This is a genomic window from Nocardia sp. CY41 (assembly GCF_009829325.1).
Classification (GTDB): domain Bacteria; phylum Actinomycetota; class Actinomycetes; order Mycobacteriales; family Mycobacteriaceae; genus Nocardia.
Map to the genome: position 1 here is coordinate 46,009 of NZ_VUOS01000001.1, position 15,362 is coordinate 61,370.

The window sequence follows — 15,362 nt, forward strand, 5'->3', positions numbered from 1 at the left end:
TGAGATGTCGTCACCGGACCTCTTCCCGCCGCGACAACCCGCTGGCGCGCAACACCCGTCGTGCGATACCGGCGCGGATGGACTCGTCGGCGCCGATGATCCGGACGTGGCGGCGCGCCCTGGTGATCGCGGTGTACAGCAATTCCCGCGTCAGCAGCGTCGATTCCGGCTCGGGCAGGACGACGGACACCGTGTCGTACTGGCTGCCCTGGCTGCGATGGATGGTCATGGCGAAGACGGTGACCACGGCGGGGAACTGCGTCGGATGTACCAGATACGGTTCGCTGCCGCGTTGCAGCGCGGCGCGCAGCGAGCCGTCGGGCATGCGAACGACCACGCCGGTGTCACCGTTGTAGATCCGCGCCTCGTGATCGTTCGCGGTGACCAGCAGCGGCTGGCCGGGATACCACGGCGCTTGGTGCGCATCGGGGCCCGCTCCCCCGGCGGCGGCCCACTCCGCGGCCATCCGGTCCCAGCGTTCGACGCCGAAGGGCCCCTGCCGGTGCGCGCACAGCAAACGATGTGATTCCAGTGCCGTGAGCGCGCCGGCCGCGTCGCCGTCGAGCGCGGCGGCGGTGACCGCGGTGGCGGCCCGCACTACGTCGGCGCGCACCGCGAGCAGCTCGTCCGGCGCGTTGAGCGACAATTCGTCGCCGCCCCCGCGCAACAACTCGAGTGCGGTGTCCGCGTCTCCGGCCCGCACCGCGACGGCCAGGTCGGCGATCCGGCCGCCGAACCGACGGCCCCGGGTCAGCCGCACGATGCCGCCGCGCAGGCGGGTGCGCTCCAGCGCGGTCAAGGACTCCGCGTGTGCGGCGGTCGGATCCGGGCCGAGGATCTGGTCCAGGACGGGGTTCGCCGTGGCGGCGACCGGTCCGGCGACCAGGTCGGCGAGGACCGCGCCCGCGTCGACCGAGGCGAGCTGGTCCGGGTCGCCGACCAGGACCAGGCGGGTGTCCGGGCGCAGCGCGGCCAGCAGCCTGCTCATCATCGTCAACGAGACCATCGAGGTCTCGTCGACCACGATCACGTCGTAGGGCAGCCGGTTGTACTCGTGGTATTTGAACCGGGTACTGCGCCCGCGCTGCCAGCCGAGCAGCCGGTGCAGCGTGGCGGCGGTGAGGTCGGGCAGTCCGAGCGACGCCGCTTGCTCACGCACGGCTTCCTGCAGGCGCGCCGCCGCTTTGCCGGTCGGGGCGGCCAGCGCGATGCGCAGCGTGGGCAGCTTCGGCTCGGCCTCGCGGTGCGCGGACAGCAAGGCGATGATCCGGGCGATGGTGTGGGTCTTGCCGGTGCCCGGCCCGCCGGCGACCACGGTGGTCCAGTGGGTGGCGGCCAGCGCGGCGGCCAGACGCTGGCGATCCGGCGCGGTGCCCGCGGGCGTGTCGAACAACCGGTCCAGTTCGCGGCGCACGATCCGGGGATCCACCACCGGATGATGTGCGGATCGCTCGGTGAGCACCCGACGGATCGTCTGCTCCTGCCGGTAGTAACGATCGAGGTAGAGCAGCGGACCGGAGTCGCCCGGCCCGTGCGATTCGACCAGTCGCAACGGTCGCAACGGACCGGCGGGTCCACCGCGCACCAGCGGACTCTCCCGCAGCGCGGCGACCACCGCCGGGATGTCCGGCCACGGCAGCGTCGCCGGATCGACGCCCGCGTCCCAGGTTTCGTCGGCGTCGACGCCGATCTCCCGCATCCGGTGCAGTTCCAGGCACACCGAGCCGGAGCGCACCGCTCGCACAGCCAGCGCCGCGGCGAACAGCACCGGCTCCGACGATTCCCGCCCCAGCCGGCCCAACCGCAGGGCCACGTGCACATCCGCCGCCGACAGCACTCCCGCCTCGTTGAACGTACGCAGCAGCCCGGTGCCCCGCTGCGCCACCTGGATCGAGGTCACCGCGCCTCCCCCGCCAGCAACGCCGACAGCGCGACGACCAAGCCGGCGGGCGGACGCCAGTCGAACACGCCACATCCCGAGGGCGTCTCGGGTCCGATCATGCCGCGCACGAACAAGTACCGGACCCCGCCGAGATGCCGCGCCGGGTCGTAGCCGGGCAAGCGCCAGCGCAGATACCGGTGCAACGCCACCGAATACAGCAGCGCTTGCAGCGGATAGTGCGAGCGCAGCATCTCGGCGGCCATGCGGTCGCGGGTGTAGTGCGCGACGGTGAGATCACCGGTGCCGAGCCGATTGGTCTTGTAGTCGACCACGACGAATCGCGGGTCCGGGCCGCCCGCGACCCGCAGCACGGCGTCGATGCTGCCGGTCAGGTAGCCGCGCAGTGGGAGGTCGTCCAGCGCCGCCAACTGGTCGGCGTACGCGATCAGGTCGTCGTCCGCCGGAAGATGCTCGCGCAACAATGCGGCGACGCACCGCAGGGTCGCCGCGGTCGCGCCGACACGGTCCCCGCCCGCCAGTGGCAATTCGAATTCGAGTTCGCTGAGCCGGTCGCGCGGGGCGACATCGGCCAGGCAGCCGGTATCGAGCGGGGTGCGCAGCACCGCGAGCAGCGCGGTGGCCAGCACTTCCGCGTCCACCTCGGCCATCAGTTCGCGCACCGCTTCGCGGCACCGGTCGTGCACCTCGGCCGCCAGGTCCGGGTGGCCGGTATCGATCCGTTCGAGCACGCCGTGCACCAGCGTGCCGAACTCCGCCCCGTAGGGCAGCGCGTTCATCAGCGACGCCGCGCCCGCGGGCTCCGGCTCCGCCGCGCCGACCAGGGAGGTGCCCGCGGGCTCGTCACCGGGCCCCCGCGCGTCCTCCGGTTCGCTGTCGGGTTCCGCGGCCGCGGGCCCGTGTGCCGAAGCGGTCAACGCCGAGTACGACGTACGCCGCCACTGCTGGTCCAGCTCCCGGTCGAATCGGGCGGCCGCCAGCGCGCCGTGCGCGGGCTCGGTGCGCACCCGCCGGATCGCGACGTCGTCGCTCCCGGCCACCGCCGTCACCGAGATCGCCGCGCCCCCGTCCTGCGCCCACGTCGAAAGAGATCGAACAGCAACGGAATCCGTCGGCACGGCAGCACGTGTGGCGACGACGGCGCCGCGATCGCCGCGCCCGAAGACCATCCGATGCAGCGGAGACGCCGCGGTGGTGATCGCGGGCGCCCACCACGCGACGATCTGGCACATGGCCCGGGTCAGCGCGACGTACAGCAGCCGCAGCTCCTCCCCCGCCTCCTCGGCCTCGCTGCGCGCCTTGCGATCGGCGTACCCCGCGGCGTCCTGGCCGCCCACGTCCAGCACGCGCGCCCCGTCGTCGGCGTGGAACAGCAACGTCGCCGGATAGGGATTCTTCGCGCTGTCCCAGGCGAAGGGCAGGTAGACGACCGGGAATTCGAGTCCCTTGCTCGCGTGCACGGTGGCGATCTGGACGGCGGCGGCGTCCCGGTCGAGCCTGCGGCTGCGATCGGCGACGGCGCCGGAGGCCGGATCGCGCACCCGGTCGGCCAGCCACCGGGTCAGCGCGGTCAGCCCGAGGCCCTCGGTGAGCGCGACCTGATCGAGCAGCTGCGCGAGGTGCCGCAGGTCGGTGAGCTGCCGTTCCCCGTTCTCCACGGCCAGCAACCGCGGCGCCAGACGCGTCTCGGCGGCGATCTTCTCGTAGACGGCGGCGAAGCCCGCGCGAGCGAACAGTCGCGCCGCCTCGCGCAACTGGGCGCTGACCCGGCCGACCAGATCGGCTCCGCCGCTGTCGATCTCGGCCGCCGTCACACCGAGCAGCGGTGTGCACGCGGCCAGCCGTACCCGGTCGCCGCGGTGCGGCTGTTCCAGCGCCCGCAGCACCCACAGCCAGTCGGTCGCGCTGCTGGTCGCGAAGACGCTGATGCCACCGGCGAGCACCGACGCGACGCCGACACGGTCCAGCGCGGCGCGCACCACGTCGATCTGCGAGCGGGTGCGCACCAGCACCGCGATGTCGCCGGGGCCGATCGGCCTGCGCGCGGCGTCCCCGGGCGCGGCCGGCGAAGCACTCTCGGTTTCCGCTTTCGCGTCCAGCAGTACCCCGGATTCGAGCAAGCGGACGATATCGGCGGCGAGATCGTCGGCGACCTTGGCGCGCATCCGCCCGACGGCCGGGAAGCCGGATTTGTTGAGCGGTCCCGCCCCCGTGCGCGGCAGGCAGCGAACGCGCATCGGCGTGGTGAGCTCGCCGGGACCGGACAGCCGCGACCACGGCCGGGTCGGCGCGACCGGATAGACGCGGATCTCCTCGTGCCCCAGCGCCGCTCCGCCGTGCAGGTGGTCGAGTGCGGCGAGCAGGCCCGCGTCGCTGCGCCAGTTCGTGGTGAGCTCCCGGCGGGTGCCTGCGTGCGCGACGGCGTCCAGGTAGCTGAGCACCTCCGCGCCGCGGAAGGCGTAGATCGCCTGCTTCGGATCCCCGACCAGCACCAGGGTGGCGTGCCCGTGGAACGACCTGCGCAGAATGTCCCATTGCAAGGGATCGGTGTCCTGGAATTCGTCGACCAAGGCGACCCGGTACCGCGCGCGGATGCGGCGGCACGCGCGCGGGCCGTGCTCCGGATCGGCGAGCACATCGTGCAGCAGCACCAGCAGATCGTCGAAGTCGCGCAGTCCGGCCGAACGCTTGCGGCGCTCGGTCTCCGCGCGCACGGCGTGCGCGAACGCCACCCGCTCGCCCGCGCCGGTCTCGCCGTCGGGCACGAGCGCCGCGTGCCGGTCCCGCACCGCGGCCAGCGCGAGCGTGCGGGCCTCTTTCAGCGAGAACGGCGGTTCCGCGCGGGCGTAACGGTTGAGGTACAGATCGTCGACGACCGTGCCGACGAGGTCGTCGACGGTCTCCACCAGCCGGGTGCCCGGGTCGTGTTCGCCCGCCAGGCCGAGTTCGTCGAGCATGCGCTGGCAGAAGCTGTGCGTGGTGGCGATGGTGCCCGCGTCGAAATCCGACAGGGCGGCCAGCAGCCGTCGCCGCCGCAGCCGCACCTCCTCGTCCCCGGCCTGCGCGAGGTACCGGACCAGTTCGTCGGTGTGTACCGCCGCCGCCTCCGGATCGGCCAATCCCGCGGCGACGGCGACGAACCGGTCGCGGGTGCGTTCCCGTAGCTCCTGCGTCGCGGCGCGACTGAAGGTCACCAACAGCAGCTGGGATACGTCGACGCCGGACTCGGCGACGTAGCGCACGGCGAGGCCGACGATGGCGTGCGTCTTGCCGGTGCCCGCGCTGGCCTCGAGCACGGTGGTGCCGGTGGGCAACGGCCCATACGGTTGGAACCCGTCGGCGTCGAAATCCGCTGCGGCGAAGGAGGTTTCCTGCACGGTCACGCCCGCCTCCCTCCTGCGCGTGCGTTGGTCCCGCAATTCGCGATCGCCCGGGGGGCCGGCCACGCCGCGCGGAGCTGCTCCCGAACCGACCGTCCGACCCGACATTCTGCCCCGCGCCCGGCCGCCCACCGGCGACCGACACGCGCCGCGTCGGTGCATCCGGGTGTTCCGCGTCGAATCGCGCCGAACCCTCGCACCGGAGCGGCCGCTGGGTGATCGCTCACGGCTGTCCCTGGCTTTCCGCGGCCAGCAAGGGGAACCACATCCGCCGGGCCAGCGCGCCGAACCGGCTGCGCTCCCCGGGCTCACCCGCCGCGGCGGGCGCGGCCACGAGGTCCTCGAGCCGGGGCGCCGGACCCCAGACGTAGCGCAGATGACGGTCGGTGTGGTCGCCGAACGGCCCGGGACCGTTGGGCCCGCCGTTGAATTCGCGCTCCGCCGCGGCGATGGCGTCGTCGGTGCCCGCGCCGCGGAACCGGCGCTCGGCGTACACCGCGGAGGCGGCGGGCGCGACCGGCAGCGGTTCGGTCAAGCCCACGTCGCGCAGTGCGACGAGCTGACGTAGGGCCTCCCTGGCCGCGGGCACATCGGGCGCGGTGAGTTCGCTCCGCCAGGTGGGACGGCCGAACTGTCCGCGGCCGGTGCTCACCGCCCGCCACGACCGGTCCTCGGTCGAGGTCAGCGCAAGCAGCGAAACCCACGCCGCGATCCGGTGTTTGGGAGCCAGCCGGGAGAAGGTGGTGCGGACCAGGACGTCGCCCCGAACCTCGGGGACGGTGCCGGTGAGCCGCCGTCCGTTGCCCAGGTCGACCGCGATGTCCACGGCGCGCGCCGAGCCCGCGTAGTCCGCCTGTGCCGCGCGCACCAAGCGGTCGACGGTGTGTTCGACCTCATCGAGCACGGCGGCGCCGAAACCGAAGGGCGGCAGCGTGCCGCGCCGCCATTCCGCCGCCCGCAGCCCGGCCGGATCCGCGCCGTTGAGGCGGGCGGCGAGCAGGCGTTCGCCCAGCTCCCACTTGGCCAGGCCGTCGAGTTCGATGGGCAGCCGGTCGGCGATGTCCTCCTCGTGCTCGGGCACCCGCAGGCCGAGGCGCTGCCACAGGAACGCGCGCACCGGGTGCTCCGCGAAGGAGATCAGGTCGGCCAGCGCGACGTCCGCGGCTTCCGCCGCGGGCAACGGGGCGGCCAGGAATCCGGGCCGCGCTCGCACGGGTCCGTCGGCCGCGTGCGCGCCTGCCAAGGCCACGGTGTCGAAGCTGAACGGCTGCTCGGCCCGGAAATTCCGCCGATCGAACGACTGCAGCGGATGGCGGGTCACCACCGCGCGCATCGCCGCGGCGCCGACGTGGGCCCGCAGCGCGTCCAGCAACTCGGCGACCGGGATGGCGGGCGGGCGGTGCGCCCCGCTGACCGGATCGGCGCCGGTGTGGAACACCAGCAGGGTGTCCCGCGCCGCGAGGATCGCGTCCAGCAGCAGTTGCCGGTCCTCGCTGCGCGGATCACGTTCACCGAGGAGCGGTTCACGGGCCAGCACATCGTCACCGTCCGCGGCGCTCGCGCGCGGGAACATCTCGTCGTCCAGCCCGAGCAGCACGACCACCCGGTGCGGTACCGACCGCATCGGCACCATGGTGCAGACGGTCAGCTCGCCGGTGCGGAAGTTGGCCCTGGTGGGGCGCGCCGCCAGCCGCGACCGGAGCAAGACGCCGACATCGGTCAGCCGCAACGACACCTCGCCCGCGTGGTCGGTGGCGGCGGCGAGTTCCTGCCTGGCCTCGGTGCGCACCCACGCCTGCGCGTCCGGTACGTCGGTCAGCAGGTCCAGCGCGCGGCCGAGCGCCGCCGCCCACTCGTGCGCGGGCCGGGGGCCGCGCAGGTCGCGCAGGCACACCGCGAGGCGGTCGACGAATTCCGCGAAACGTCCGGCCAGGTCCACGTCGTTGCTGTCCACGTCGTCCAAGGGCAGCGCGAGATCCAGCCAGTCGTCGGAGGTCTCGCCCGCGGTGACGCCGAGCAGAATTCGGTCCACCGCGCTGTTGAGCGTGTTCTGCGCGAAATCGGCGAGCCCGAACGCTTGGCGCTGTCGCTGTCCGATGCCCCACCTGGCCCCGGATTCGGCCGCCCACTCGCGCAGCCGCTCGATGTCGTCGTCGTCGAATCCGCAACGGCGGCGGACGGGTTCGGCGGCCGCGAGATCGAGCACCTGGGTCACCGTCACCCGGCCGTCGGCGAGCTCGAGGAGGACTCCGATCACCGCGAGCAGCGGATTGGTCACCCCGCGCCCCCGGTCGGCCAAGCGCACCCGCAGCCGGTGCGCCGGATGCTCCGAATCCGAGTGCGGCTCGGGCGTTCCCGCCGTGCGCTGCCCGAACGCCGCGCGTACCAGCGGTGCGTAGAGCTCCACCTCCGGGCACATGATCAGCACGTCGCGCGGCTCCAGCGTCTCGTCGGCCGCGAACCGCCCGAGCAGGCAGTCTCGCAGCACCTCGACCTGCCGCGCGGGGCCGTGACACGCATGCACCTGCACGGTGCCGTCGGCGCCCGCCTCCCCGGGGGGAGGCGGCCACCGGTCGTCCCGGATGCCCCGCTGCAACGCCTGCAGCAAGGTCGCGGGCGAGGTGTCTTCCCCCGCGACGTCGGAGCGCGCCGAACCGAGTGGGTGATAGGTGTCGGAGCCGGTGGCGGCCGCTGCGGTCAACCGCTGCTGCAGCTCCCGCACGTCGCGGGCCGATCCCGCCAGCAGCGGGTGGGCCACCGCTTCGGCACTGTGATCGTCGGCGCGCGTGCGGGCCGAGGGCAGTTCGCCGAGGGCCGACCACAGAACCGGACTCGGGTGCACGAGCCACAAGTGGACGTCGCGGGCGGCGGCCAGCGCCGACAGCACGGCAAGCTGATCGCTGGGCAACCGGGTCACGCCGAACAGCGACAGCCGCGGTGGCAGCGGCACCAGATCCGGCCGCGCGCGCAGCCGCGCGCAGGCTGCCTCGAGCCGCTCGGCCGGGCTCGGCGTCCCGATCTCCCCCCGCAGCCCACGCCACAGCATCGGCTGCCAGAGCAGATCGTCGGGTATCACGCCGCCCGCGCCGTCGGTGTCCAGGCCCGCCGCCCATTCGGTGATCAGCGCGGGCCGCTGTGCGGCATAGCTGTCGAACAGCGCGGCGATCCGCGCCGCCGTCGCGTAGCGCCGGCCGACGCGGTGCTCGTCGCCCACAGCGGCCCGCGCGCCCAGGTGCCTGGCCAGTACAGCGGACCACGGCTCGGACAACGATCCGTCGATCACCCGCAGCAGCGTCCACACCGCCCGCTCCGGCGCCCATGGGTCCTCGGCGGGCGTCACTCCGCTCGCCGCCGCCAGCGCCTCGGCGACCAGCGCGGCGGGCGAGGGGAAGGCGATGTTCGCGCACACGCCGTCGACCGCGCCGTCCGCGCCGAGCACCCCCGACAGCGTCTGTGTCAGCCAGCGCTCCACCCCCTTCGCGGGCACCGCGACCACCTCGGTCGCGAGCGGGTCGTCCAGCGGCGACGCCAGCACACCGGCGAGCGCCCGGGCCAGGACGTCGGCGCGCTCGGCACGGTGCATGTGCAGCGGCATCTGCGCCCTCTCGATCGATGGTGTCCGGTCGCGCCGGCCACGGACTGTGCACGTTTATACGCCCAGCGACCGACGCGCAATCGCACCGCCCCGTCCGCACCTCAGTGAAATAGACCACACCAGAACGGATTACTTCGCCGTGTCACGCCGGGACCGCTGCGGCGATGTGCGACAGTGCTGCACCGGGGAGGTAAGAGTTTGCACCGGGGCGGAACGAGAGAGCTGCACCGAAAGGCTGGTTCGCGTTCATGGATGCGATGGTGATTCCCCTGGTCCCGAAAGGCGGATTCACGGTCCGCCGGATCGGTGACCGCTGGGAGCTGATCAACTCGCGCCACTACGGCCGCACCGTCGTCCTGCATTCCTGGCCCCGGGATCGGCACACCGAGGCGTTCGAGCACTGCTATCGACTCAACGGACGCACCGTCGAGGAGCTGCGCGCGGCCTTCCGCTGACGCCCTGGCCTGCGCCGACGAGCGAAAATCGCTGGGGCCCAAGCGCCGGGACCGGCGTTAGCACACCCCGGACCCGAGCTCAAGACGTGCGTCCGGACCCGGGATGTGCGATCGTGGTCCCTCGTGCGTTATCCGTCCCCCGCCACCCGAACCGTTCCCCGCGTGGCCGCCTCCGCCTGTGTCCTTGCCGCCGCGGCGATCATCGCCCCGAGCCTGCCCGCCGCATTGCCGATCGCGGGCGCGGCGCCGCTCGCGCACACTCAGGGCTGCCTGCCCGGCTTCGACTGCGACCTGAGCAGCCGCATCGCGAAGGCCGACGCCTACCTCAACAGCCGCCCCGGGGTCACCGGCTACGTCCTGCGTGACCGGGTATCGGGCGGCGTCTACGCCAACGCCAACGCCGAGAACGCGGTCTGGACCGCGTCCACGATCAAGCTCGCGATCGCCGCGGACCTGCTCAACCGGGCGCGGGTCGGCGCGATCACCCTGTCGCCGGAGGACCGCGGCCTCATGGAGGGGATGCTCGCGACCTCCAACGACGGCGCCGCCGACCTGCTCTGGACCAAGTACGCGGGGATCGACCGGATGGCCTACAACAACGCTTTCCGCGCCAACGGGATGACCTCGCTGGTTCCGCAGCCGACCAATACCGCGCTGTTCCCGGACTGGTCGTTCCAGAAGTGCACCGCCGCCGACCTCGACCGGCTGATGGATCACATCCTCAACCGCATGCACCCCGACGACCGCAACTACCTGGTCGACCGGATGCGCGCGGTGGACTCCAACCAGCACTGGGGCGTGTGGGGCGCGGGTGCGAGCATGCGTCCCGGCCTGAAGAACGGCTGGTCGGCCGAGCAGGGCGGCTGGGTGGTCAACTCGGTCGGCTTCGCGGGTCCGGGCGAGCGCTACACCCTGGCCATCATGAGCTCGCTGGGTGACGCGGGCGGCTACACCGAGGGCGCCGAGACCGACACCAAGCTCGCGGAGATCCTGCTCGCGGGCCGCTGATCGCGGGGCCGCTCAGGCGGCCGCGCGTCTGCGCAAGGTCATCGGCGCGCCGTCCCTGGGGAACGGAATCGTGGTGAATCCCCAGGGCATGCGGTATTTCTCGGGGATCCGCCACTCGTACTCGCGCACCAGGGCGGCGGTCACCGTCTTCACCTCGAACGTGCCGAAGTGCATCCCGATGCACTTGTGCGCGCCCGCCCCGAACGGCATCCAGGCCAGGCGGTGCGACTTGTCCTCACGCCGCTGCTCGCCGAACCGCTCCGGATCGAAGCGCTCGGGGCGGGTCCACAGTTCGGGCAACAGGTGGTTCACCTGGTAGGCGAGGTCGACGGGGGCGCCCGCCGGAATGTAGTGACCCGCGATCTCGGTGTCGCGCACGGCGCGGCGCGCCAGTCCGGGAACCGGCGGCATCAGCCGCAGGCTCTCCCGCACCACCAGATCCAGGTCGCGCAGCGCCTCCAGGTCCGCGATGGCCGGTGGCCCATCGCCGAGGCGCGCGTCCATGTCGAGCACCTCGGCGCGCACCCGCTGCTGCCAGTCGGGGTGTTTACCCAGGTAGTAGGCCACGGCGGTGGCGGTCGTCGTGGTGGTGTCGTGCGCGGCCATGATCAGGAAGATCATGTGGTTCACCACGTCCGCGTCACCGAAGACGCCACCGTCCTCGCTACGGGCGTGACACAACCCCGAGAAGAAGTCCGCCGATTCGGCGCGGCGTTTCTCCGGAAGCATCGCGGTGAAATAATCCTCGAGCACTCTCCTGCCGCGCAACCCGGCCCGCCAGTGGCCGCCGGGCACCGAGTGTCGGATGATCGACAGCCCCGCGTGGGTGCAATCGACGAACGCGTCGATCAATTGCCTGCGCTGCGGGCCGACGTCCGCGGCCATGAAAGTCCCGCCCGCGACGTCGAGGGTCAGCTCTTTGATCGTCGGATACAGCCGCACCGTGCGTTCGGCGTCGCGCTCGCGCGGCACCCAGCGTGCGATGCTCGCCCGCACCACCGGCGTCAGCCCGGCCAGGTGGGCTTCCAGCCGGTCCCTGGTGAACGCCTGCTGCATGATCCTGCGATGGAATTTGTGCTCGTCGAACTCCAGCAGCAGCAGGCCGCGCCGGAAGAACGGACCGATGAAATAGTCCCAGCCCTGGCCGAAATCGCGGCGGCGGTGACCGAGCACTTCGTCGAGCGCGTCCGGTCCCGCGACCAGAACGCGGTCGACACCGAGCGAGGTGTTCATCGAGACGGGTCCGTACCGGCGGTAGCGCTCCATCATCTCGGCCGGGCCCCAGCGCATGTAGTGCAGCGCCCGGCCCAGATAGGGCAGTCCGGCATCGCCGAGCACCGGGACGGTGTCGCTGCCCCGCGGCGGGGTGGCCAGCACCTGGCGGCGTTCCGGCAGCAACCCGAGCGCCCGGTCGATCAGATGGCCGTGCGGTACCTCGATCAGCGCGATATTCTCCGAATCGGCCTGCACGCTGGGCTTTCGGCCGACCGCACGGTCACCGGCGACCATGGCAATCCTCCCTGAGCGACAGCTACCATCGTAGGCTCTCCACCTCCCCCGCTCGGCCGGTTCGGCCGCGACGAACCTCCCCGCACCGCCCCGGCGACGGTGAGACGTCGCACCGCAACACGCCAGGAACGGGGATCTCGTCGTGACGCTGCCCGGCGCGACGGCTACGGTTTAGCTGTCAGGAACCGCCGCCGGGGACGACCCCCAAGGTCCATCGAGGAGCAGGACGATGAGCACTCAGACTGTCGAGAACGGCCGGCACCGGGTGGTGGTGATCGGCTCGGGCTTCGGCGGCCTGTTCGGCACCAAGCACCTCAAGCGCGCCGACGTCGACGTCACGCTGATCTCGAAGACCTCGACCCACCTGTTCCAGCCGCTGCTCTACCAGGTCGCCACCGGCATCCTCTCGGTCGGCGAGATCGCGCCCGCCACCCGGCTGGTGCTGCGCAAGCAGAAGAACGCGCAGGTGCTGCTCGGCGAGGTCACCGACATCGACCTGACGAACAACACGGTGACCTCGCGCCTGCTCGACCAGGACACGGTCACTCCGTTCGACAGCCTGATCGTCGCGACGGGCGCCCAGCAGTCCTACTTCGGCAACGACCGGTTCGCCACCTACGCACCCGGCATGAAGACCATCGATGACGCGCTCGAGCTACGCGGCCGGATCCTAGGCGCCTTCGAACAGGCCGAACTGGCCACCACTCAAGAGGAACGTGACCGGCTGCTGACCTTCGTCATCGTCGGCGCCGGACCGACCGGCGTGGAGTTGGCCGGGCAGATCGCCGAGCTGTCCGACCGCACGCTGGAGGGCACCTTCCACAACATCGATCCGCGCGACGCGCGGGTCGTGCTCATCGAGGGCGCGGGTGCGGTGCTCGGGCCGATGGGTCCGAAGCTCGGCGGCAAGGCCGAACGTCGGCTGGAGAAGATGGGCGTGGAGATCCAGCTCAACGCCATGGTGATCGATGTCGACGCATTCGGCGTCACGGTGAAGGATTCCGACGGCACGATCCGCAGGATCGAGTCGGCATGCAAGGTCTGGTCGGCGGGCGTGCAGGCCAGCCCGCTCGGCAAGCTGATCGCCGACCAGTCCGACGGCACCGAGGTCGACCGCGCGGGCCGGGTCGTGGTGGAACCGGATCTGACCGTCAAGGGCCACCCGAACGTCTTCGTGGTCGGCGACCTGATGTCGGTGCCGAACGTGCCCGGGCAGGCGCAAGGCGCCATCCAGGGCGCCACCTACGCGGCCAAGCAGATCAAGGCGGGACTGAAGGGTCAGACGCCCCAGGAGCGCAAGCCGTTCAAGTACTTCAACAAGGGCAGCATGGCCACGATCTCGCGGTTCAGCGCCGTCTGCCAGGTGGGCAAGCTGGAGTTCGGCGGGTTCATCGCCTGGCTGGCCTGGCTCGCGCTGCACCTGTACTACCTGGTCGGTTACCGCAGCCGGATCATCACGGTGATCCAGTGGTTCGTCACCTTCCTCGGCCGCAGCCGCGGGCAGATGGCGGCCACCGAGCAGTGGGTGTTCGCCCGGCTGGCCTTGGAGGCGATCAGCACCGGCGACGACGAAGACGCCGAACAACTGGCCGCCGCGCTCGGCGCCTCCACCAACAGCCGGGTCGCCGTGGACAAGGCGCATACCGACGCCAAAGCCGGCTGACAGGTGTTGTGCGCGCTTGTTGTAGCGCGTTCGACCAATCCAGGTCGCCAACGGATCCGAATGTGAGGCGTCGACGTCTCCTTCGGATGAAAGGTGATCTATGGGCACGGGCAAGCACCGAGCACCCAAACCGCACCGGCCGAAATTGGGCTCCCTGGTCGCCGTGGGGACGGTTCCTCTCGTTCTCGCGCTGGTGGGAACCGGCACGGCGAACGCCGAGCCCGATCACCCCGTTCCGGTGACCAGGACGGACTCCGCCGATCAGGCCGAAGCGGCCCAGTGGCCCGCCGCCGAGGCGCCGAACGTGCGCCCGTACGAGGGTCTGCGGATTCCGGACGACATACTGAGTTCGTTGCAATGGGCACGTCCACTGCCTGATCACCAGTACCTGGCTCCGCTGGTAGGACTGCATGCGCCGGTTCCGGTGGCCCCGGTACCGCCGATCGCGCCGCCTTCCGGCAAGTTGCGCTTCGGCGACGTGCAGGTCGACGCACCGGAGTGGCTCTACCGGGAGCAGGCGATCCAGATCAACGACACCGCCGCCATGGCCGAGGCGAACATGGCGACGTTCTTCGATTCGATCGGGATGGAGCGCACGAGATCCGACCGCGTCGCCGGCCAGACCATGGGCGCCGCCGCGATCGGTGCGGCGGCGGGCTTCGTGTTCGCCAGCCCGTTCGCGCTGTTCGGGGCGGCCGTCGGCGGCGGTCTCGCCCTGGCCATCGGTCTGCCGTTCGCGCCGATCGGCCTCGCCGCGGGTCCGATCGGGGCCGCCTACGGTGCGGCTCTGATGGCCGCCCCGCTGTCCGCCATCGGTGCGGGCATCGGCGCGGGACTCGGGGCGGTGCACGCGCTCAGCGCGCCGCCGCGGGCGCTCAGTACGCCCGATGCGGTCGCCCCGGCCCCGGAAGTCACCGACCCCGCTCCGGAGGCCGCGGATACGGCCGACGGCTGATCGGATGACCTTTCCGAGAAGCGAGCCGGAAGGGGTGGGAACCCGACGACGCTGTCGAGCTCCCATCCTTTCTTTCTCCAGGCCGCACCGGATTACACCTGTACGGAACGAATCCCACATACCGCGCGGACCACGCATAACCGATCCCGACAGCCCGCCCGGGATGCGGGCAGGTCGCGGACCGTGGGCTGCACTGCCGATCCGCCGTTGATCAGCTCTTCATCTCGGCGCGTTCCACGCCGGGCAGGCGCAGCACCGATCCCGTGCGGGTGGACAAACTGCCGCCCGCCGCCAGCGGCAACCGGCTCTGCGTCAAACCGCTGGTCGCCGCCGCGCTCTCGTCCGGATAGACGAGTTCGCTCTCCAGCGCCCGAGGCGCGGACAGCGCGTCATCGGCCGGCGTGCCCGCGCCCAACGCCAGCCGGTGGCGTAGTAGCGGCAGATCGTCCACGTCGGCGATGAGGTCTCCCTGCCACTCGCCGCCGTCCTCCCCCACGCGGCCGATCTGGACACGTTCGCGCACGCGCAGCCGGGCGCCGGAGGCCAGCCGGATCGTGGTGACCGTATGGTGCCGCGCGCCACCTGCGACGATCATCGGCTCGGGATCGAAATCCAGCACGCCCCCGCTGCCGACCTCCAGGTGCCAGCGCCCGGACGACAGGGGCGTCGCCGAGCCCGGTAGCGCGAGAGTCGCCGCGACCGAGCGCACCACCAGTTCGGCGCCGGGTGCGACCACGATCACGACGTCGAGTTCGTCGCCGCCCAGTGGTGTGGCGGCCGTGCCGATCAGATGGACCGTTCGCGGGCCTGTGCGGCGGGCCGACAAACCGCCACATGCACGGATCTCCGGAAGGGCCGCCGGGTGGGCGACTATTCGTAACTCGGTGCGCACCAGCG

The 15,362-nt window shown here is 71.8% G+C and carries 9 protein-coding genes; 4 read left to right on the top strand and 5 right to left on the bottom strand.

The annotated features are described in order from the left end of the window. Nucleotides 1-10: 10 nt before the first annotated feature. From recD to recC, 3 genes are all read right to left on the bottom strand, one after another. Nucleotides 11-1,900 carry an exodeoxyribonuclease V subunit alpha gene (gene recD / locus GVY64_RS00200; protein ID WP_159837504.1) on the bottom strand — a complete coding sequence of 630 codons (1,890 nt, stop codon included), beginning with the start codon at nt 1,898-1,900 and terminating at the stop codon, nt 11-13. After that, nucleotides 1,897-5,283, bottom strand: a complete 3,387-nt coding sequence (locus GVY64_RS00205) for a UvrD-helicase domain-containing protein (RefSeq protein ID WP_442939489.1) — start codon at nt 5,281-5,283, stop codon at nt 1,897-1,899. The genes recD and GVY64_RS00205 overlap by 4 nt, the downstream gene beginning before the upstream one ends. 220 nt (nt 5,284-5,503) lie before the next feature. Further along, on the bottom strand, nt 5,504-8,875 hold the full coding sequence (recC, locus tag GVY64_RS00210) for an exodeoxyribonuclease V subunit gamma (protein ID WP_159837509.1): 3,372 nt from the start codon (nt 8,873-8,875) through the stop codon (nt 5,504-5,506). A 257-nt stretch (nt 8,876-9,132) separates the two neighbouring features. On the opposite strand from recC, the gene GVY64_RS00215 reads away from it, so the two are divergent. Together GVY64_RS00215 and GVY64_RS00220 are read left to right on the top strand one after the other, a co-directional pair. Beyond that, nucleotides 9,133-9,330, top strand: a complete 198-nt coding sequence (locus tag GVY64_RS00215; RefSeq protein WP_228829028.1) for a hypothetical protein — start codon at nt 9,133-9,135, stop codon at nt 9,328-9,330. Between the two features lie 162 nt (nt 9,331-9,492). Continuing rightward, on the top strand, nt 9,493-10,338 hold the full coding sequence (locus GVY64_RS00220; protein WP_159837511.1) for a tat pathway signal sequence: 846 nt from the start codon (nt 9,493-9,495) through the stop codon (nt 10,336-10,338). 12 nt (nt 10,339-10,350) lie between these two features. Here GVY64_RS00220 and GVY64_RS00225 read toward each other — a convergent pair whose 3' ends face one another. Next, a complete protein-coding gene (locus GVY64_RS00225) occupies nt 10,351-11,847 on the bottom strand; it encodes a cytochrome P450 (RefSeq protein ID WP_159837513.1) in 1,497 nt (498 codons plus the stop codon). 229 nt (nt 11,848-12,076) lie between these two features. Here GVY64_RS00225 and GVY64_RS00230 point away from each other — a divergent pair, with 229 nt between their 5' ends. After that, a complete protein-coding gene (locus GVY64_RS00230) occupies nt 12,077-13,510 on the top strand; it encodes an NAD(P)/FAD-dependent oxidoreductase (protein WP_159837515.1) in 1,434 nt (477 codons plus the stop codon). A 100-nt stretch (nt 13,511-13,610) separates the two neighbouring features. Next, entirely contained in the window at nt 13,611-14,465 is an 855-nt protein-coding gene (locus GVY64_RS00235; protein ID WP_236566508.1) for a hypothetical protein, read from the top strand. 211 nt (nt 14,466-14,676) lie between these two features. On the opposite strand, the gene GVY64_RS00240 is transcribed toward GVY64_RS00235, so the two are convergent. After that, the gene (locus GVY64_RS00240) at nt 14,677-15,357 is read right to left on the bottom strand and encodes an urease accessory protein UreD (protein ID WP_159837517.1); all 681 of its coding nucleotides are present in this window, start codon (nt 15,355-15,357) and stop codon (nt 14,677-14,679) included. Nucleotides 15,358-15,362: the final 5 nt, after the last annotated feature.